Raw genomic sequence first — 17,575 nt, forward strand, 5'->3', positions numbered from 1 at the left:
ATGCCCCTCGACGAACTGTTTGCCCTGTATCCGCTGGCCTTCGTGTGCACCGCCCTGTTGCTGGGGCTGGTGGTCGGCAGCTTCCTCAACGTGCTGGTCTGGCGCCTGCCGAAGATGCTCGAACGCGAATGGCGCCAGCAGGCCCGCGACATCCTGGGGATGCCCGGCGAAACGCCGCTGCCTACCTACAACCTGATGCTGCCGGCTTCGCAGTGCCCGCATTGCGCCCACCGCATCCGGGCGTGGGAAAACATTCCGCTGCTCAGTTACCTGTGGCTGCACGGACGCTGTTCGGCCTGCGCCGCGCCCATCGGCAGACGCTATCCGCTGACGGAACTGGCCTGCGGCCTGCTCTCGGCCTTCATCGCCTGGCACCTGGGGTTCGGCTGGCCCGCGTGCCTGCTGACGGTGCTGACCTGGGGCCTGCTGGCGATGAGCCTGATCGACACCGAGCACCAATTGCTGCCCGACGTGCTGGTGCTGCCGTTGCTGTGGCTGGGCCTGATCGCCAACAGCTTCGGCCTGTTCACGTCGCTGCACGATGCGTTGTGGGGAGCGGTGGCCGGCTACCTGTCGCTGTGGTCGGTGTTCTGGCTGTTCAAGCTGCTCACCGGCAAGGACGGCATCGGCCACGGCGACTTCAAGCTGCTGGCGATGCTCGGCGCCTGGGGCGGCTGGCAGATCCTGCCGTTGACCATCCTGCTGTCGTCGCTGGTGGGTGCGGTCATCGGCATCATTCTGCTGCGCCTGCGCGACCGCAACGCCTCGACGCCGATCCCCTTCGGCCCCTATCTGGCGATCGCCGGCTGGATTGCCATGCTCTGGGGTGGTCAAATGACGGCCTACTATTGGCAGTTTGTCGGTTTGAAATGAATACCCCTGTGGAAAAACCCTGGATTCTCGGCCTGACCGGCGGCATCGGCAGCGGCAAGAGCGCGGCCGCCCAACACTTCATCGACCTCGGCATCCACGTGGTGGACGCCGACCATGCGGCACGTTGGGTGGTCGAGCCGGGGCGCCCGGCGCTGGCGAAGATCGCCGAACATTTCGGCCCCGCCGTGCTGCAGGCCGACGGTACGCTGAACCGCGCCGCCCTGCGCAAGCTGATCTTCGAAGTGCCCGATGAGCGCCGTTGGCTCGAAGCCCTGCTGCATCCGTTGATCGCCGAGGAAATCGCCCATCACCTGGCGCTGGCAGAATCGCCTTATGCGATCCTGGTCTCGCCGCTGCTGATCGAGTCGGGGCAATACGCGATGACCCGGCGGATCCTGGTGATCGACGCCCCAGAACACCTGCAGATCGAACGCACCCTGCAACGCGACCACACCAGCGAACAGCAGGTCCAGGCGATCCTCAAGGCCCAATCCAGCCGCGAGGACCGTGTGAGCCGTGCCGATGACGTGGTGGTCAACGACCGCGACCTCGCCTGGCTGCACAGCGAGGTCGAGCGCCTGCATCACTTTTACCTGACTTTATCCGGAGGCCAGCCATGAGCCAGACCCCAACCGTCAACTGCCCGACCTGCGGCGCCCCCGTGGAATGGGTGGCCGGCAACATCAACCGGCCGTTCTGCTCGGACCGCTGCAAACTGATCGACCTCGGCGCCTGGGCCTCGGAGGAACACAAGATCCCGGTCGCCCCGGACGCCGAGGATGAACTGTTCTCCGGCGACTTCGATCCGCGCCACTGACCCGCCGTCAGGGCCGCATGAAGCCGTAGTCCTGATCGTCGTCGAGGTTTTCCGCCAGAAAGCGCAACTCGTCGGCCAGGTCTTCGGCGTTGCGCACGGTCTTGCTCTGCTGTACCACCGCGCTGAGCAAGGCCCGCAGGCTCAGCCCCGGATCGAACCCCACCTCCTGCGCCATGTCCAGACTCTGACGCAACTCCTGCCTCGCCCACTCGTAAACGCTCATGCCGCTCGCTCCTGAAGGAATTCGAAGGAGCATGAAGGCACGGCGGGCGGCGGATTTGATGTGGATCAAGACTTGGGGTCGTCGTCCTTCCAGGGCGCCGAAAGGTAGCGGGTGCGGTTGAAGGTCTCCAGCCATTCCGGGCAGAACACCACCAGCGCGCTGATCACCATGCCGTTGATGAACGCCTCGGGAAAGATCAGCAGCCACAGGTAGCCGATGAAGTCCTCCAGCCACTCCGGCAGGGCGAACAGGCCGTCGTACCACAGCAGCGCCAGGCTCGACACCAGGCACAGCAGCGCCGCCAGCGCAGCGGCGAAGAAGCCGGAGCAGAAGATGTACACGAACGGGTTGCGCGGCTGGGCGCGCTCGACCATCACCGCCACGCATTCGGTGACGAGCACCGGCAACAGGATCAGCAATGTGCCGTTGACCCCCACCGCCACCAGATCCTGGCGCCCGAGCAACACCAGCCCGGCCTGCGCCACCAGCCCGCCGACGATCGCCAACGGCCAGTCCAGCAGCAGCGTCACCGCCGTCATCCCGATGAAGTGGTACGACACGCCGGTGTCGAAGTCTCTGCGCACCAGCCACAGCAGGAACAGCGCGAACACAGTGCCGAACAGCAAGTGCTGACGCCGGCTGTCGCTGAACAGCTCGACCCACGAGGCGCTCCAGACCGCCCACAGCAAGACCGGCAGATAGATCAGCCAGCCCAAGGTCAGGCTCGTGGAAGACAGCAGTTCGGCACCGATCATGATTCCCTCATCCCTTGCGACAAATTCCCTGGTGGCAGCTGTGGCAGTCTACACCCCCACAACGCTGCTCAATGCAGGGCCTGCGCCCGCCGCAAACCCTGCGGGAGCCAGCCTGCTGGCGATGAGGCCCCCGCCGATGCATTTGCCGAGCAGGCTCGCGTCTGCCGAGGGCGAACCGACGCAAATCTATCTGCCTGTCGCATTTGAACGCTAAGCTTGGGCCTATGGATGACTCAGACTACCTGCGCCTGCTGACCATCGCGGCCGAGCAAGCCAACGCCTTCCTGTCCAATGCCCGCAAATGGGAGCGTGAGCGTTGGGTCTGCCAGCGCCTGCTGCAAGGCCTGAACATTCCCTATCGGGCCGATGAGTTCGCCCCGGCCGGGGAGCCGCCGGACGTCTTGTTCCGCGACGCCAACTTCGAGGTGTTCTTCGTCCTCGACGAAGGCCGCCGGCTCAACGACGAATGGCGCGATGAACTGCAACGCCGGCGCAGCGCGTTTTCCCTGAGCCAACTGGTGCGCCGCGAAGCCAAGCCGCGGCGGATCCCGGCCAACGAGTTCCTCCTGCGCCTGGCCCCGACCCTGCGCAAGAAGGCCCACAACTACAAGGAACGCGGCATGGACCTGGGGGAGCTGGACATCATCGCCTTCGCCAGCCTCAAGCGCGAAGTGCTGGACCTGAACAGCCACTTTCCGCCGCCGACCGAGTACCTGCGCCAGGGCTGGCGCTCGCTGTCGCTGGTCGGGCCGACCTTCGCCCGGGTGCTGTTCGCCCACCCGGACGCGCCGGACTTCCTGCGCGGCAACCTGGGGCGCAGCATCGTGTTCGACGTCGGCATCAGCCTTTAGCCCTTGGCAGGATGGCGCAAACACCGGTCGGATGTTAAAAAAGCGCAATCATTCGCCCGGATGCCCTGCGCCGTTCAACGCGCGCAGGCAAACCGCTGTAACGTCTGCGCATCCAGCAACGTCTATCCCTGACGAGGCCTCACATGACCAGCCGCCTGAACCCCGATGACCAGAAGCATGTCGAAGAGTACCTGCAATTGTCCCAGCACCGCGTCGAGCGCCGGCCCTTCAGGCCGTGGATGCTCCTGGTGCTGGTGGTGGCGGTGACCGTCGGCCTCGGCCTGTTGAGCCGACTCATCAGTTACCTGACGCTATGAGCTGCCTTGCGCTCGCTCGGGTAACCACGACAACGATTTCCTTTAGCCTTGCGAGTTGTTCCCATGTCCCATCGTATTGTCATTGTCGGCGGCGGCGCCGGCGGCCTGGAGTTGGCTACCCGTCTGGGTAAGACCCTGGGCAAGCGCGGCACCGCCAGCGTCATGCTGGTCGACGCCAACCTGACCCACATCTGGAAACCGCTGCTGCACGAAGTGGCCGCCGGGTCGCTGAATTCCTCCGAAGACGAACTCAACTATGTCGCCCAGGCGAAATGGAACCACTTCGAGTTCCAGCTGGGGCGCATGAGCGGGCTCGACCGTGCCGCGAAGAAAATCCAACTGGCCGCCACCTACGACGAAAACGGCATCGAACTGGTGCCTGCCCGGGAAGTGCCCTACGACTCCCTGGTGATCGCCGTCGGCAGCACCACCAACGATTTCGGCACCCAGGGCGCGGCGCAGCATTGCCTGTTCCTCGACACCCGCAAACAGGCCGAGCGCTTCCACCAGCAGTTGCTCAACCACTACCTGCGCGCCCATGCCGGCCAGAACGAAAGCGACGAGCAGATCAGCGTGGCCATCGTCGGCGCCGGCGCCACCGGCGTCGAACTGGCGGCCGAGCTGCACAACGCCGCCCATGAGCTGGCGGCCTACGGCCTCGACCGGATCAAACCGGAAAACATGCACATCACCCTGATCGAAGCTGGCCCGCGGGTGTTGCCGGCCTTGCCGGAACGGATCAGCGGCCCGGTGCACAAGACCCTGGAAAAGCTCGGGGTCAACGTGATGACCAATGCGTCGGTCAGCGAAGTCACCGCCGACAGCCTGATCACCGCCGACGGCAGCCAGATCAAGGCCAGCCTCAAGGTCTGGGCCGCCGGGATCCGCGCACCGGGCTTCCTCAAGGACATCGACGGCCTGGAGACCAACCGCATCAACCAACTGCAGGTGCTGCCGACGCTGCAGACCACCCGCGACGAGAACATCTTCGCCTTCGGCGACTGCGCCGCCTGCCCGCAACCGGGCACGGACCGCAACGTGCCGCCCCGCGCCCAGGCTGCGCACCAGCAGGCGTCGTTGCTGGCCAAGTCGCTGAAGCTGCGGATCGAAGGCAAGGCCCTGCCGGAGTACAAGTACACCGACTACGGCTCGCTGATTTCCCTGTCGCGCTTCTCGGCGGTGGGCAACCTGATGGGCAACCTGACCGGCACCGTGATGCTGGAGGGCTGGCTGGCGCGGATGTTCTACGTGTCGCTGTACCGCATGCACCAGATGGCACTGTACGGGCCGTTCCGCACGGCGATGCTGATGCTGGGCAGCAAGATCGGCCGGGGCACCGAGCCGCGCCTGAAGCTGCATTGATGCAACACCTGTAGGCGCGAGCCGGCTCGCGATGCGGTGATCCAGACGAGTTGATCTCGCCTGGATCGACGCCATCGCGAGCAAGCTCGCTCCCACGCTGTGACCGCAGCCCCTGAATTCACCCACCCAACCCTGTGGGAGCCAGCCTGCTGGCGATGACGCCGGTGAAGCCGACGTTGGTCTGGATCAAACCCTCATTGTCCGACCCGCGCCCGAACCTCTGTTTCTCACTGTATCCCGTCCCCGCATTTCCCGCCTTCGCTTACAAACGCCCCGCCCCGCGACACAGTCGCGATACATCGGCGCCGCCTAATGGCCACACCCGAGCGCACCCGCGCCGGCAAATGCCCTTAACGCGTGGTTGCACTGAGCAACCGTAGGAGAATGCAATGTCCCGTACCTCGAAAATCGGCAAGAACTCCATTGGCCTGGTCGGCGCCGTGCTGGCCGGCGGCCTGATGCTGTCCGGCTCGGTGTTCGCCGCCCAGCCGCTGGCCCAGGGCTACATGGTCGCCTCCGCCGAGACTTCGGTGAAGACGCCGGAAGGCAAATGCGGCGAAGGTAAATGCGGTGATGCCTCGATGGCCAAGACCGACACCGATGGCGACGGCAAGGTGTCCCGCGCCGAGTTCCTGAAGGTCGCGCCGAAGTCCGACTTCGACAAGATCGACACCAACCATGACGGTTTCATCGACGAGCAGGAGGCGTACAACAACGTCAAAGCCAACTTCGAAGCCAACGGCAAGAAAATGCCCAAAGGCCTGTTCGAGCACCTGAAGGATCAAGACGGCGCCTGATTGCCCATCTGACGCCCGACACACAGCCGCGCGTTCTCCTACGAGAAGCGCGGCTTTTTCGTGCCCGCAGAAGTCAGAGGCGGAAGCGTTGCACCATGCCCTGCAAGGCATTGGCCAGTTGCGACAGTTCATGGCTGGAGGCGCTGGTCTGGTCGGCCCCGGCCGCCGAGCGCACCGACAGGTCGCGGATGTTCACCAGGTTTCGGTCCACCTCCCGCGCCACTTGCGCCTGCTCTTCGGCGGCGCTGGCGATCACCAGGTTGCGCTCGTGGATTTCGTGCACCGACGCCGTAATGGTCTGCAGCGCCTCGCCCGCCCGCTCGGCCAGCACCAGCGTCGTGGCGGCCCGGGAGGCGCTGGCCTGCATCGATTCCAGCGCCAGGCCCGATCCGCTGCGCATGCCCTGCACCATCTGTTCGATCTCCTGGGTCGATTGCTGGGTGCGATAGGCCAGCGCCCGCACCTCATCGGCCACCACCGCAAAGCCCCGTCCGCTCTCGCCCGCCCGGGCCGCCTCGATGGCGGCGTTGAGGGCCAGCAGGTTGGTCTGCTCAGCGATCGCCCGGATAACGTCGAGCACTTTGCCGATGTCCTGGGACTGGTCGGCCAGGGACTGCACCAGCTCGCCGGTGTGCTGCACTTCGCTGACCAGCGCATTGATGGCCTCGGCGGTCTCGCCGACACGCTCCTGCCCCAAGTGCGCCGATTCGCTGGACTGGCGCGTGGCGTCGGAGGTGGACACGGCATTGCGCGCAACTTCCTCCACCGCCGTGGTCATCTCGTTGACCGCCGTCGCCGCCTGTTCGATTTCATTGTTTTGCTGCTGCAGCCCCTGGGTGCTGTCGAGGGTGACGGCGTTCAGTTCATCGGCCGCGGTGGCCAGTTGCGTGGCCGAGCCGCTGATGCCCTGCAGGGTCTCGCGCAGGTTCTGCTGCATGGTCGCCAACGCCTTGAGCAGGCGGCTGACCTCGTCGTTGCCGTGGGCTTCGATCGGGCGGGTGAGATCGCCGCCGGCCACGCTTTCGGCGGCGTCCACCGCGCTCGCCAGCGGACGCACGATGCTGCGGGTCAGCAGCATCGCCAGCGCCACGGTGGCCAGCGCCGCCAGCACGATGAACAGGCTGACGATGGTGCGCGAGGTCTCGTAGTGTGCGGCGGAGTTCTGGCTCTCGGCGGCGACCTGCCGGGTGAACAGATCCGCCAGGTCGCTGAGCTGCTTGCCGGAGCCGTCGACCACGGTCTTCATGTCGACCAGCAGCAGCTTGGTCAGCTCATCGCGCTTGCCTTGTTCGGCGAGGACGAAGGATTGGGCGATGCCGGTGCGGTAGGCAGCGAAGGTTTTCTTGAACTGATCGTACAACTGCTGCCCCTCAGGGGTGACCACCAGCCTGTCGTAGGCGGCGATCTTCTCGCTCAGTTCCTTGTCGCGGGTGTCCATCTGGCTGCGGTAGGCGGCGTCGTTCTTCGGATCCGGATCCAGTGCCATGCGCAAGGAGATGGTGCGGATGCGCAGCATGATCTCGCGGATCTCGTCACCGCCACGGATGCTCGGCAGCCATTGGGTTTCCACCGCGACCTCGCTGTCGCGGATACTCGACATCTGCCCCAGCGAAAACACCCCGAGCAGCGCCACCAATACCGCGATCACAGCGAATCCCAGTGCGGCACGGGGAGCAATGTTCAACTGACGAAGCAACATGACGAACGCCCTTTTTCTTGTATTGGCCAGGTTAGGGGGCGAACGGCACGGCGGCCTGCCCCTCTTTTGCTAGCGGGCTATCGGCAAGTTGTACGATGACTTGAATGAAATTGCATTTCTGACGGGCAAAAAAAATCCCCGCATCTTTCGATGCGGGGATTTCTTTGTATGGTCGGGGTAAGGGGATTCGAACTCCTGACATCCTGCTCCCAAAGCAGGCGCGCTACCGGACTGCGCTATACCCCGGTAAAAAAAAGGCACCTTCGAAAGGCGCCTTCTGCGAACAGAGCTTTTGGCGTCTGATCTTAAGATTCGATCCCAGCGAACTGGTTTCAAAAATGGTGGGTCGTGTAGGATTCGAACCTACGACCAATTGGTTAAAAGCCAACTGCTCTACCAACTGAGCTAACGACCCAAATATGGTCGGGGTAAGGGGATTCGAACTCCTGACATCCTGCTCCCAAAGCAGGCGCGCTACCGGACTGCGCTATACCCCGGTTTGAAATTGGCTCCGTGACCAGGACTCGAACCTGGGACCCAATGATTAACAGTCATTTGCTCTACCGACTGAGCTATCACGGAACTACATATTTCAAGTTACAACAGTGAGGTTTTCCTCACCTCTGCCACCCGTTCGCATCGCTGCGTTCGTGTGTCTGAGGCGCGCTATTCTACAACCTAGAACACCTCTGTCAACCCCCTAAATTGCTTTCAAGTTAATGATTTGCAACTTATTTCGGTTTTCAGCTCAGTGAGCTGAAGCCCTGCGGGTGACTGACTGCGGGGCGCACTTTACAAGCCTTTTCCTTTGAGTTCAACAGCCTGGCGAAAAAAAAGGCCTCGCGATGGGCGAGGCCTTCTCTTTTGGCGCCGAGCGTCAGTTGAACGTGATCTCGTCGTTCTCCACCACGCCGGTCGCCGTTTCCCCCGGCATGAAGCGTCCGGACAGGATCAACTGCGCCAACGGGTTCTCGATCCAGCGCTGGATCGCCCGCTTCAGCGGCCGTGCGCCATAGACCGGGTCGTAGCCGACGGCAATCAGCTTGTCCATCGCCTCCGGGCTCAGCTCCAGCTTCAGCTCGCGCTCGGCCAGACGGCTGCGCAGGCGGCCCAACTGGATCTCGGTGATGCCGGCGATCTGATCCCGCGCCAACGGCTCGAAGATCACCACTTCGTCGACCCGGTTGATGAACTCCGGCCGGAAGTGGGTGGATATCGCGTCCATCACCGCCGCACGCTGGGCCTCGCGGTCGCCCACCAGTTCCTGGATCTGCATCGAGCCGAGGTTGGAGGTCATCACGATCACTGTGTTGCGGAAGTCCACCGTGCGCCCGTGGCTGTCGGTCAGGCGTCCGTCCTCCAGCACTTGCAGCAGGATGTTGAACACGTCCGGGTGGGCCTTCTCGACTTCGTCCAGAAGGATCACCGAGTACGGCTTGCGCCGCACCGCTTCGGTCAGGTAACCGCCCTCTTCGTAGCCCACGTAGCCTGGCGGCGCACCGATCAGCCGGGCCACGGAGTGTTTCTCCATGAACTCGGACATGTCGATCCGCACCATCGCCTCTTCGGTGTCGAAAAGGAATTCAGCCAGTGCCTTGCACAGCTCGGTCTTGCCGACCCCGGTCGGGCCGAGGAACATGAACGAGCCGCTCGGCCGGTTCGGATCCGCCAACCCGGCGCGGGAACGCCGCACGGCGTTGGCCACCGCCACCACCGCCTCGTCCTGGCCGATCACACGCTGATGCAGCAGGCTTTCCATCTTCATCAGTTTGTCGCGCTCGCCTTCGAGCATTTTCGACACCGGAATACCGGTCCATTTCGACACGACTTCGGCGATTTCCTCTTCGGTCACCTTGCTGCGCAGCAGCTGGTTCTCGCTCTTGCCGTGCTGGTCGACCATCTGCAGGCTGCGCTCCAGGTCCGGGATCACCCCGTACTGCAGCTCGGCCATGCGGTTGAGGTCACCCTTGCGCCGCGCCGCTTCCAGCTCCTGGCGGGACTGTTCGATCTTCTGCTGGATCTGCGCAGAGCCCTGAACCTCGGCCTTTTCCGAGTTCCAGATCTCTTCCAGGTCCGAATACTCGCGCTCGTGGCGGTCGATTTCTTCCTGGAGCTTCTCCAGGCGCTTCTTCGCCGCGTCGTCGCTTTCCTTCTTCAGCGCCTGGGACTCGACCTTCAGCTGAATCAGGCGGCGTTCCAGACGGTCCAGCACTTCCGGCTTGGAGTCGATCTCCATGCGGATGCGGCTGGCGGCCTCGTCGATCAGGTCGATGGCCTTGTCCGGCAATTGCCGGTCGGTGATGTAGCGATGGCTGAGCTTCGCCGCCGCGATGATCGCGCCGTCGGTGATCGCCACCTTGTGGTGCACCTCGTAGCGCTCCTTGAGGCCGCGCAGGATCGCGATGGTGTCCTCCTCGCTCGGCTCGTCCACCAGCACCTTCTGGAAACGCCGCTCAAGGGCCGCGTCCTTCTCGATGTACTGGCGGTACTCGTTGAGCGTGGTGGCGCCCACGCAGTGCAGCTCGCCGCGGGCCAGGGCCGGCTTGAGCATGTTGCCGGCGTCCATCGAGCCTTCGCCCTTGCCGGCGCCGACCATGGTGTGCAGTTCGTCGATGAACAGAATGATCTGCCCTTCCTGCTTGGACAGTTCGTTGAGCAGCGCCTTGAGCCGCTCCTCGAACTCGCCGCGGTACTTGGCGCCGGCGATCAGCGCGCCCATGTCCAGCGACAGCAGGCGTTTGCCGCGCAGGCCGTCCGGCACTTCGCCGTTGATGATCCGCTGGGCCAGGCCTTCGGCGATGGCGGTCTTGCCCACGCCAGGCTCGCCGATCAGCACCGGGTTGTTCTTGGTGCGGCGCTGCAGGACCTGGATGGTGCGGCGGATCTCGTCGTCACGGCCGATCACCGGATCGAGCTTGCCGTCTTCGGCGCGCTTGGTCAGGTCGATGGTGTACTTGTCCAGGGCCTGGCGCGATTCCTCGTGGTTGGCGTCGTTGACCGCCTCGCCGCCGCGCAGGTTGTTGATGGCGTTCTCCAGGGCCTTTTTGCTCACGCCCTGGCCCAGCAGCAGTTTGCCCAGCTTGCTGTTCTCGTCCATGGCGGCGAGCAGCACCAGTTCGCTGGAAATGAACTGGTCGCCCTTCTGCTGGGCCAGGCGGTCGGCCTGGTTGAGCAGGCGCGCCAGATCCTGCGACATGTTGACGTCGCCGGTCGGATTCTGGATTTTCGGCAGTTGGTCGAGCTCTTTGGTCAGCTCTTTGCGCAGGCTGTTGACGTCGAAGCCCACCTGCATCAGCAGGGGCTTGATCGAGCCGCCCTGCTGTTCGAGCATGGCCTGCATCAGGTGCGCAGGCTCGATGCCCGGATGGTCGAGGCCGACGGCCAGGGATTGGGCATCGGACAGCGCCAACTGAAGTTTGCTGGTTAAACGGTCTATACGCATGGGGTCACCTTCCTTTTGAGCAGGTCGGATCTAGGAAACCATCCTGAATGAAGAAACCTGCCAGATACCGCTATAGATGTGGCCGATTCTGGAAGATTCAAGCGTCAGGGGTTTGATGCAGGTCAGACAAGCTTAGCGTGCGCCCGGCCTGGCCGATGCGTTTCCGTTTGACGGTAAGTTGCCGGCATTGAAAGGCGCGGCATGGCGCAAACCGGCGCCGTCAGACGGCGCCGCCTGGGCCCTCAAGCCACACCAGCGAGGCGAAGCGACCGGTGCGCGATGCGCGGCGATAGGAAAAGAAGCGCGGGTCGCTGACGGTGCAGAAACCGCCGCCGTACACCGCCGTGACACCCCGCTCGGCCAGACGCAGGCGCGCCAGCAGGTAGATGTCGGCCATGAACTTGCCGGCGTTTTGGCTCGGGACAAACGCGGCCGCCGCGGCGGGCAACTGATCGACGAAGGTTTCCCGCACTTCCGGGCCCACTTCGAAGGCCTGCGGGCCGATGGCCGGGCCGAGCCATACCAGCACGTCTTCAGGCGCGGTGCCCAGGGCGTCGAGGGTGGCCTCCAGCACCCCGGCAGCCAGGCCGCGCCAGCCGGCATGGGCGGCGGCGACGCGGGTGCCCGCGCGGTCACAGAACAGGGCCGGCAGGCAGTCGGCGGTCATCGCGGCGCAGGCGATGCCCGGCGTGGCGGTCCAACTGGCGTCGGCGGTGGCCACCACGGACGGGTCGGCGTGGGCCACGGTGGTGCCGTGGACCTGCTGCAGCCAGGCGGGCTTGATCGAAAAGTGATCGGTGAGGCGGCGACGGTTCTCGGCGACGTCCTGGGGGCGGTCATCGACGTGATCGCCCAGGTTGAGCGTGTCGAACGGCGCCTCGCTGACACCGCCCTCGCGGGTGGTGACACAGGCCTTGACGCTGGCCGGCGCGGGCCAGTCCGGCGTCAGCCAGTTCATCCGACGAACGCCTCGCGATCCTGCTTGAGCAGGGTCAGCAGCCAGACGAAGTCTTCCGGCAGCGGCGATTCCCAGCTCATGCGCTCGCCGGTGGTCGGGTGCTCCAGCTCAAGGAACCGCGCATGCAGGGCCTGCCGCGGGAAATGCTTGAGGGACTCGACCATGGTCTGGCTCGCGGCCGGCGGAATGCGGAAACGGCCGCCGTAGGCCGGGTCGCCGACCAGCGGGAAATTGATGTGCGCCATGTGCACGCGGATCTGGTGGGTGCGCCCGGTCTCCAGCTTCACCCGCACGTGGGTGTGGGAACGGAAGCGCTCCAGCACGCGGTAGTGGCTGACGGCCGGCTTGCCGCCCTCCATCACCGCCATGCGCTGACGCTGCTGGCCGTGGCGGCCGATCGGCGCGTTGATCTTGCCGCCGGCGGTCACCACGCCGATCACGATGCACTCATAGATGCGGCTGACGGTGCGGCTCTGCAACTGCGCGACCAGCTTGGTCTGCGCCTGGATGGTCTTGGCCACCACCATCAGGCCGGTGGTGTCCTTGTCCAGACGGTGCACGATGCCGGCACGCGGGACGTTGACGATGTCCGGCACGTGGTGCAGCAAGGCGTTGAGCAGCGTGCCGTCGGCGTGGCCGGCGGCCGGGTGCACCACCAGGCCCGCCGGCTTGTTGATCACCAGGATGTCGTCGTCTTCATAGACGATGTCCAGCTCGATGTCCTGGGCCACCCACTCGCCCTGGGCTTCCTGTTCGGCGGTCAGCTCCAGCACCGAGCCGCCGTGAACGATGTCGCGCGGACGGATGACCGCGCCGTCCACGGTCAGGCGACCGTCTTTGATCCAGGCGGAAAGGCGCGAGCGCGAGTGCTCGGCGAAGAGTTGGGCGGCGACTTGATCGAGGCGTTGGCCGCCCAGTTCGGACGGCACCTCTGCGCGAAGTTCAATTTTATCGGACATGCTCGGACTGGCGTCGGCACAGCCTTTGGTTTCGGCTGCGCGCTTGTGGTTAAATACGGCTTCTTTTGCCCCGAGGCTTTTCAACGGGGCGCTCATCATAACAGGACGGTCCCGCCCAAGACAGCGGCCGTCATAGGGACGCAAGCCGCCATGCAAGTGAAACACCTGCTGCTGATCGCCATCCTCGCATTGACCGCCGCTTGCTCATCGAAGGAAGTCGTAGACGAAAACCTGAGCGAAGCCGAGCTGTACCAGCAGGCTCAGAAGGACCTGGACAACAGCAGCTACACCAGCGCCACCGCCAAGCTGAAGGCCCTGGAGTCGCGCTATCCGTTCGGCCGCTACGCCGACCAGGCCCAGCTCGAACTGATCTACGCCAACTACAAGAACGCCGAGCCTGAGGCCGCCAAGTCCGCCGCCGAGCGCTTCATCCGCCTGCATCCGCAGCACCCGAACGTCGATTACGCCTACTACCTCAAGGGCCTGACCTCGTTCGACCAGGACGTCGGCCTGCTGGCGCGCTTCCTGCCGCTGGACATGACCAAGCGTGACCCGGGCGCCGCCCGCGACTCCTACAACGAGTTCGCCCAGCTGACCAGCCGCTACCCGAACAGCCGCTATGCGCCGGACGCCAAGCAGCGCATGATCTACCTGCGCAACCTGCTGGCGGCCTACGAAATCCACGTGGCCGACTACTACCTGACCCGTCAGGCCTACGTCGCCGCCGCCAACCGTGGCCGCTACGTGGTGGAGAACTTCCAGGAGACCCCATCGGTGGGCGACGGCCTGGCGGTGATGACCGAAGCCTACCAGCGCCTGCACCTGGACGAACTGGCGGCCTCCAGCCTCGAGACCCTGAAGCTCAACTACCCGAACCACCCGAGCCTGGTGGACGGTCAGTTCGTGCCGTCGGTGGCCGAAGCCGACAACCGTTCGTGGCTGAGCAAGGCCACCCTCGGCCTGATCGAGTCCCGTCCGCCGCTGCCGCCGGGAGAGACCCGCGCCAACCAGGACGTGCAGAAGCAGTTCCAGGACGCGAAGGACGCGATCCCGAACGAACTCAAGCCAAAAGACGAAAACGGCAACGTGATCGAAGAGCCGGAATCCGAGTCCGGCAGCTCCGACCGCTCGATCTTCAGCTACATGACCTTCGGTCTGTTCGACTGATCCACAGCAGTTGTTCAAGAAAGGGAGATCTTCGGATCTCCCTTTTTCGTTGCCGCGTTTGACGGGGCTGTGCGGCCGACGGACTCCTTGGCTAAACTGCCGGATCATTAGCCGAAAAGCCGCCCATCATGCTTCGTTTACTGTTCTGGATCGCCCTGATCGCCGCCGCCGTCTGGCTCTGGCGCAAGATCAAGGCCCCCGCCTCCCCCGCCCAGTCTCCCCGCGAACAGGACGCCGCGCCCATGGTGCGCTGCGCCCATTGCGGCGTGCACCTGCCCCGCGACCGTGCCCTGAGCCTTGAGCAGCAGTGGTACTGCAGCCAGGCGCACCTGGAGCAAGGCCCCGGCTCCAGTGGTCGCTGAGACCGCCGACGCTTCCGGCAAGCAGGCCCAGCGCCTGCTGCGCCTCTATCATCTGTATCGCTTGAGCGTCGGCATCACCCTGGTGCTGCTGATTTCCAGCAACATGGACAACCGCCTGCTCACCTCGGCCGACGACGAGCTGCTGCGCAGCGGCAGTTGGCTGTACCTGGTGCTGAACATCCTCCTGGTGGTGTTCCTGGAGAACATCCGCCGCCCGGCGCAGCTGTTCGGCCTGGCGCTGACCGACATCCTGCTGCTCTGCGGCCTGTTCTACGCGGCCGGCGGCGTGGCGAGCTCCCTGGGCAACCTGTTGATCGTCTCGGTGGCCATCAGCAATACCCTGCTGCGCCGACGGATAGGCCTGCTGATCGCCGCCGTCGGCGCCCTCGGCATCGTCGCCCTGAGCTTCCTGCTCAGTTTCGACCATCCCCTGAGCCCCAACGACTACCTCCAGGCCGGCACCCTCGGCGCCTTGTGCTTCGCGGCGTCCCTGCTGGTGCAGGGCCTGATGCAGCGCCTGGAGTTCAGCGAGCACCTGGCCGAGCGCCGCGCCAGCGAGGTGGAAGGCCTCGAGGCCCTCAACGCCCTGATCCTGCAACGCATGCGCACCGGCATCCTGGTGTTCGACGAACAGCGCCGCATCCAGTTGGCCAACCACAGCGCCCAGGCCCTGCTGGGCCGACAGCACCTCGAAGGGCTGTTGATCGACGACTGCGCGCCGGGGCTGGTCGAACGCCTGCAACTGTGGCTGAGCAACCCCAGCCTGCGCCCCCAAAGCCTGAAGATGCCCGGGGAAGGCCCTGTGCTGCAACCGAGCTTCATCGCCCTGGAGCAGAGCCCGGGACGCCAGACCCTGGTGTTCCTCGAAGACCTCGCGCAGATCGCCCAACAGGCCCAGCAGTTGAAGCTGGCCGCGCTCGGGCGCCTGACCGCCGGCATCGCCCACGAGATCCGCAACCCGCTGGGCGCCATCAGCCATGCGGCGCAGCTGCTGGGCGAGTCCGAGGAACTCGACGGCGCAGACCGGCGTCTGACGCAGATCATCCAAGACCACTCCCAGCGCATGAACCGAGTCATCGAGAACGTCCTGCAACTGTCCCGCCGCCAGCAAAGCGAACCGCAGCGGCTGGATCTCAAGCCCTGGCTGGAGCGCTTCGTCGCCGAGACCCGCGAGCAGGCGACCGCCCGTCAGTCACTGCACGTGCACATCGGCGCCGGCGATTTGCGTACCCTGATGGATCCCGACCAGCTGACCCAGGTCCTCGACAACCTGGTGCGCAACGGCTGGCGCCACAGCGGCGCGCTGCACGAGCAGGCCGAAGTCTGGCTGGAACTGTCCCTCGACCCCGAATCCCGCCAGGCCGTGCTGCACGTGCAGGACAACGGCCCGGGCGTGGCGCCCGACCAGCAGGCGCACCTGTTCGAACCGTTCTTCACCACCAGCAGCCAGGGCACCGGCCTTGGGCTCTATCTGTCCCGTGAGCTGTGCGAAAGCAATCAAGCGCGCCTAGACTTCAAACCACGCCAAGGCGGCGGCTGCTTTCGCATCACCTTTGCTCACGGACGGAAACAAAGTTGACTACGAGCCCACGGCAAAAAGTCCTGATCGTCGACGACGAGCCGGATATCCGCGAACTCCTGGAAATCACCCTGGGACGGATGAAACTCGACACCTTCAGCGCACGCAACCTGGCCGAGGCCCGGGCGCTGCTGCACCGCGAGGCCTTCAACCTGTGCCTGACGGACATGCGCCTGCCCGACGGCACCGGGCTTGAGCTGGTGCAGCACCTCCAGCAACGTTATCCACAGCTGCCGGTGGCGATGATCACCGCCTACGGCAGCCTGGAAACCGCGATCAACGCCCTCAAGGCCGGGGCCTTCGACTTCCTCACCAAACCGGTGGACCTTGCGCGCCTGCGCGAACTGGTCGCCAGCGCCTTGCGCGTGCCGGCGGCGGGCGGCGTCACGTCGATCGAACGGCGGCTGCTGGGCGACTCCCCGCCCATGCGCGACCTGCGCAAGCAGATCGACAAGCTCGCCCGCAGCCAGGCGCCGGTGTACATCAGCGGCGAGTCCGGCAGCGGCAAGGAGCTGGTGGCGCGCCTGATCCACGAACAAGGGCCGCGGGCCGGCCAACCGTTCGTGCCGGTCAATTGCGGGGCGATTCCGTCTGAACTGATGGAGAGCGAATTCTTCGGCCACCGCAAAGGCAGCTTCAGCGGCGCGGTGGAGGACAAGCCCGGCCTGTTCCAGGCGGCCCACGGCGGCACGCTGTTTCTCGACGAGGTGGCGGACCTGCCGCTGTCGATGCAGGTCAAGCTGCTGCGGGCGATCCAGGAAAAGGCCGTGCGCAGCGTCGGCGGCCAGCAGGAAACCGTGGTCGATGTGCGCATCCTCTGCGCCACGCACAAGGATCTGGACGCCGAGGTCGCCGCCGGACGCTTCCGCCAGGACCTGTATTACCGCCTGAACGTGATCGAACTGCGGGTGCCGTCCCTGCGCGAGCGGCGCGACGACATCGAAGCGCTGGCCGGCCAGATGCTCAAGCGCCTGGCCACCAGCACCGGCCAGCCCGTGGCGCGCCTGCACCCGCAAGCGCTCGAGGCCCTGAAGAACTACCGCTTCCCGGGCAACGTGCGGGAGCTGGAGAACGTCCTCGAACGGGCGCATACCCTGTGCGAGAACCGCATGATCGAAGCCGACGACCTGCGCCTGAGCGAGGGCAACTGCGCGGCCGAGGGCGGCCTCGCCGACCTGACGCAGATCGACAACCTGGAGGACTACCTGGAAAACGTCGAGCGCAAGCTGATCCTGCAAGCGCTCGAGGAGACCCGCTGGAACCGCACGGCGGCGGCGCAACGCCTGAACCTGTCGTTCCGCTCGATGCGCTACCGCCTCAAGAAACTGGGGCTGGACTGAGGCCCCTTATGGGAGCAACTGTCGTGTCCTGCGGTGCCTTGAGTGACGCCTTCGTCGGATCGCCGACGCCGCGA

The 17,575-nt window shown here is 65.0% G+C and carries 17 protein-coding genes and 4 tRNA genes; 11 read left to right on the forward strand and 10 right to left on the reverse strand.

The window, feature by feature from the left end; translation table 11 throughout:
- From CAG33_RS13720 to yacG, 3 genes are read left to right on the forward strand one after another with little or no spacing between them, the layout of a single operon-like run.
- Entirely contained in the window at window positions 1-873 is an 873-nt protein-coding gene (locus CAG33_RS13720; RefSeq protein ID WP_085632273.1) for an A24 family peptidase, read from the forward strand.
- Window positions 870-1,493, forward strand: coding sequence for a dephospho-CoA kinase (gene coaE / locus CAG33_RS13725; protein ID WP_085638849.1), 624 nt, complete (start codon window positions 870-872; stop codon window positions 1,491-1,493). The genes CAG33_RS13720 and coaE overlap by 4 nt, the downstream gene beginning before the upstream one ends.
- Window positions 1,490-1,690, forward strand: coding sequence for a DNA gyrase inhibitor YacG (yacG, locus tag CAG33_RS13730; RefSeq protein ID WP_085632277.1), 201 nt, complete (start codon window positions 1,490-1,492; stop codon window positions 1,688-1,690). Before coaE ends, yacG begins: the two co-directional genes overlap by 4 nt.
- 7 nt (window positions 1,691-1,697) lie before the next feature.
- Here yacG and CAG33_RS13735 read toward each other — a convergent pair whose 3' ends face one another.
- Complete coding sequence (locus CAG33_RS13735) at window positions 1,698-1,913, reverse strand: hypothetical protein (protein WP_085584228.1); 216 nt, start codon at window positions 1,911-1,913, stop codon at window positions 1,698-1,700.
- A 65-nt stretch (window positions 1,914-1,978) separates the two neighbouring features.
- Window positions 1,979-2,668: an energy-coupling factor ABC transporter permease gene (locus CAG33_RS13740; RefSeq protein WP_085584226.1), complete on the reverse strand. Its 690-nt coding sequence runs from the start codon at window positions 2,666-2,668 to the stop codon at window positions 1,979-1,981.
- A 224-nt stretch (window positions 2,669-2,892) separates the two neighbouring features.
- On the opposite strand from CAG33_RS13740, the gene CAG33_RS13745 reads away from it, so the two are divergent.
- From CAG33_RS13745 to CAG33_RS13760, 4 genes are all read left to right on the forward strand, one after another.
- Entirely contained in the window at window positions 2,893-3,519 is a 627-nt protein-coding gene (locus CAG33_RS13745) for a DUF1780 domain-containing protein (RefSeq protein ID WP_007959580.1), read from the forward strand.
- Window positions 3,520-3,662: 143 nt separating this feature from the next.
- The gene (locus CAG33_RS13750) at window positions 3,663-3,836 is read left to right on the forward strand and encodes a DUF3094 family protein (RefSeq protein WP_085584224.1); all 174 of its coding nucleotides are present in this window, start codon (window positions 3,663-3,665) and stop codon (window positions 3,834-3,836) included.
- 63 nt (window positions 3,837-3,899) lie between these two features.
- Window positions 3,900-5,198: an NAD(P)/FAD-dependent oxidoreductase gene (locus tag CAG33_RS13755; protein WP_085584222.1), complete on the forward strand. Its 1,299-nt coding sequence runs from the start codon at window positions 3,900-3,902 to the stop codon at window positions 5,196-5,198.
- A gap of 389 nt (window positions 5,199-5,587) precedes the next feature.
- Window positions 5,588-5,995, forward strand: a complete 408-nt coding sequence (locus CAG33_RS13760; RefSeq protein ID WP_085584220.1) for a hypothetical protein — start codon at window positions 5,588-5,590, stop codon at window positions 5,993-5,995.
- A gap of 73 nt (window positions 5,996-6,068) precedes the next feature.
- On the opposite strand, the gene CAG33_RS13765 is transcribed toward CAG33_RS13760, so the two are convergent.
- The 8 genes from CAG33_RS13765 to rluD all read right to left on the reverse strand — a co-directional run bounded on the left by CAG33_RS13765 (window position 6,069) and on the right by rluD (window position 13,053).
- Window positions 6,069-7,694, reverse strand: coding sequence for a methyl-accepting chemotaxis protein (locus CAG33_RS13765; RefSeq protein ID WP_085638852.1), 1,626 nt, complete (start codon window positions 7,692-7,694; stop codon window positions 6,069-6,071).
- A gap of 169 nt (window positions 7,695-7,863) precedes the next feature.
- Window positions 7,864-7,940 (reverse strand) — tRNA-Pro (locus CAG33_RS13770).
- A 93-nt stretch (window positions 7,941-8,033) separates the two neighbouring features.
- A tRNA-Lys gene (locus CAG33_RS13775) sits at window positions 8,034-8,109 on the reverse strand.
- Between the two features lie 5 nt (window positions 8,110-8,114).
- A tRNA-Pro gene (locus tag CAG33_RS13780) sits at window positions 8,115-8,191 on the reverse strand.
- A gap of 9 nt (window positions 8,192-8,200) precedes the next feature.
- Window positions 8,201-8,276: transfer RNA gene (locus tag CAG33_RS13785), tRNA-Asn, on the reverse strand.
- 295 nt (window positions 8,277-8,571) lie between these two features.
- A complete protein-coding gene (gene clpB / locus CAG33_RS13790; protein WP_085584216.1) occupies window positions 8,572-11,136 on the reverse strand; it encodes an ATP-dependent chaperone ClpB in 2,565 nt (854 codons plus the stop codon).
- 220 nt (window positions 11,137-11,356) lie between these two features.
- Window positions 11,357-12,094, reverse strand: a complete 738-nt coding sequence (gene pgeF / locus CAG33_RS13795; protein ID WP_085638855.1) for a peptidoglycan editing factor PgeF — start codon at window positions 12,092-12,094, stop codon at window positions 11,357-11,359.
- Window positions 12,091-13,053, reverse strand: a complete 963-nt coding sequence (gene rluD, locus CAG33_RS13800) for a 23S rRNA pseudouridine(1911/1915/1917) synthase RluD (protein ID WP_085584315.1) — start codon at window positions 13,051-13,053, stop codon at window positions 12,091-12,093. The genes pgeF and rluD overlap by 4 nt, the downstream gene beginning before the upstream one ends.
- Window positions 13,054-13,203: 150 nt before the next feature.
- On the opposite strand from rluD, the gene CAG33_RS13805 reads away from it, so the two are divergent.
- The 4 genes from CAG33_RS13805 to CAG33_RS13820 all read left to right on the forward strand — a co-directional run bounded on the left by CAG33_RS13805 (window position 13,204) and on the right by CAG33_RS13820 (window position 17,501).
- Window positions 13,204-14,220, forward strand: a complete 1,017-nt coding sequence (locus tag CAG33_RS13805) for an outer membrane protein assembly factor BamD (RefSeq protein ID WP_085584212.1) — start codon at window positions 13,204-13,206, stop codon at window positions 14,218-14,220.
- A gap of 128 nt (window positions 14,221-14,348) precedes the next feature.
- A complete protein-coding gene (locus tag CAG33_RS13810; protein ID WP_085584210.1) occupies window positions 14,349-14,582 on the forward strand; it encodes a PP0621 family protein in 234 nt (77 codons plus the stop codon).
- On the forward strand, window positions 14,572-16,161 hold the full coding sequence (locus CAG33_RS13815) for a PAS domain-containing sensor histidine kinase (protein ID WP_085638858.1): 1,590 nt from the start codon (window positions 14,572-14,574) through the stop codon (window positions 16,159-16,161). The genes CAG33_RS13810 and CAG33_RS13815 overlap by 11 nt, the downstream gene beginning before the upstream one ends.
- A complete protein-coding gene (locus CAG33_RS13820; RefSeq protein ID WP_085632283.1) occupies window positions 16,158-17,501 on the forward strand; it encodes a sigma-54 dependent transcriptional regulator in 1,344 nt (447 codons plus the stop codon). Before CAG33_RS13815 ends, CAG33_RS13820 begins: the two co-directional genes overlap by 4 nt.
- Window positions 17,502-17,575: the final 74 nt, after the last annotated feature.

Origin of the sequence: Pseudomonas sp. B3(2017) (assembly GCF_002113595.1) — a bacterium.
GTDB classification, from domain to species: Bacteria; Pseudomonadota; Gammaproteobacteria; order Pseudomonadales; family Pseudomonadaceae; genus Aquipseudomonas; species Aquipseudomonas ekonensis.

Bases quoted from the DNA above. Each gene is read 5' to 3' on its own strand.
- clpB (WP_085584216.1), bottom strand. From the start codon at position 11,136: ATGCGTATAGACCGTTTAACCAGCAAACTTCAGTTGGCGCTGTCCGAT.
- CAG33_RS13755 (WP_085584222.1), top strand. From the start codon at position 3,900: ATGTCCCATCGTATTGTCATTGTCGGCGGCGGCGCCGGCGGCCTGGAG.
- coaE (WP_085638849.1), top strand. From the start codon at position 870: ATGAATACCCCTGTGGAAAAACCCTGGATTCTCGGCCTGACCGGCGGC.
- CAG33_RS13765 (WP_085638852.1), bottom strand. From the start codon at position 7,694: ATGTTGCTTCGTCAGTTGAACATTGCTCCCCGTGCCGCACTGGGATTC.
- rluD (WP_085584315.1), bottom strand. From the start codon at position 13,053: ATGTCCGATAAAATTGAACTTCGCGCAGAGGTGCCGTCCGAACTGGGC.
- CAG33_RS13735 (WP_085584228.1), bottom strand. From the start codon at position 1,913: ATGAGCGTTTACGAGTGGGCGAGGCAGGAGTTGCGTCAGAGTCTGGAC.
- CAG33_RS13720 (WP_085632273.1), top strand. From the start codon at position 1: ATGCCCCTCGACGAACTGTTTGCCCTGTATCCGCTGGCCTTCGTGTGC.
- yacG (WP_085632277.1), top strand. From the start codon at position 1,490: ATGAGCCAGACCCCAACCGTCAACTGCCCGACCTGCGGCGCCCCCGTG.
- CAG33_RS13740 (WP_085584226.1), bottom strand. From the start codon at position 2,668: ATGATCGGTGCCGAACTGCTGTCTTCCACGAGCCTGACCTTGGGCTGG.
- CAG33_RS13810 (WP_085584210.1), top strand. From the start codon at position 14,349: ATGCTTCGTTTACTGTTCTGGATCGCCCTGATCGCCGCCGCCGTCTGG.
- CAG33_RS13745 (WP_007959580.1), top strand. From the start codon at position 2,893: ATGGATGACTCAGACTACCTGCGCCTGCTGACCATCGCGGCCGAGCAA.
- CAG33_RS13750 (WP_085584224.1), top strand. From the start codon at position 3,663: ATGACCAGCCGCCTGAACCCCGATGACCAGAAGCATGTCGAAGAGTAC.
- CAG33_RS13760 (WP_085584220.1), top strand. From the start codon at position 5,588: ATGTCCCGTACCTCGAAAATCGGCAAGAACTCCATTGGCCTGGTCGGC.
- CAG33_RS13805 (WP_085584212.1), top strand. From the start codon at position 13,204: ATGCAAGTGAAACACCTGCTGCTGATCGCCATCCTCGCATTGACCGCC.
- pgeF (WP_085638855.1), bottom strand. From the start codon at position 12,094: ATGAACTGGCTGACGCCGGACTGGCCCGCGCCGGCCAGCGTCAAGGCC.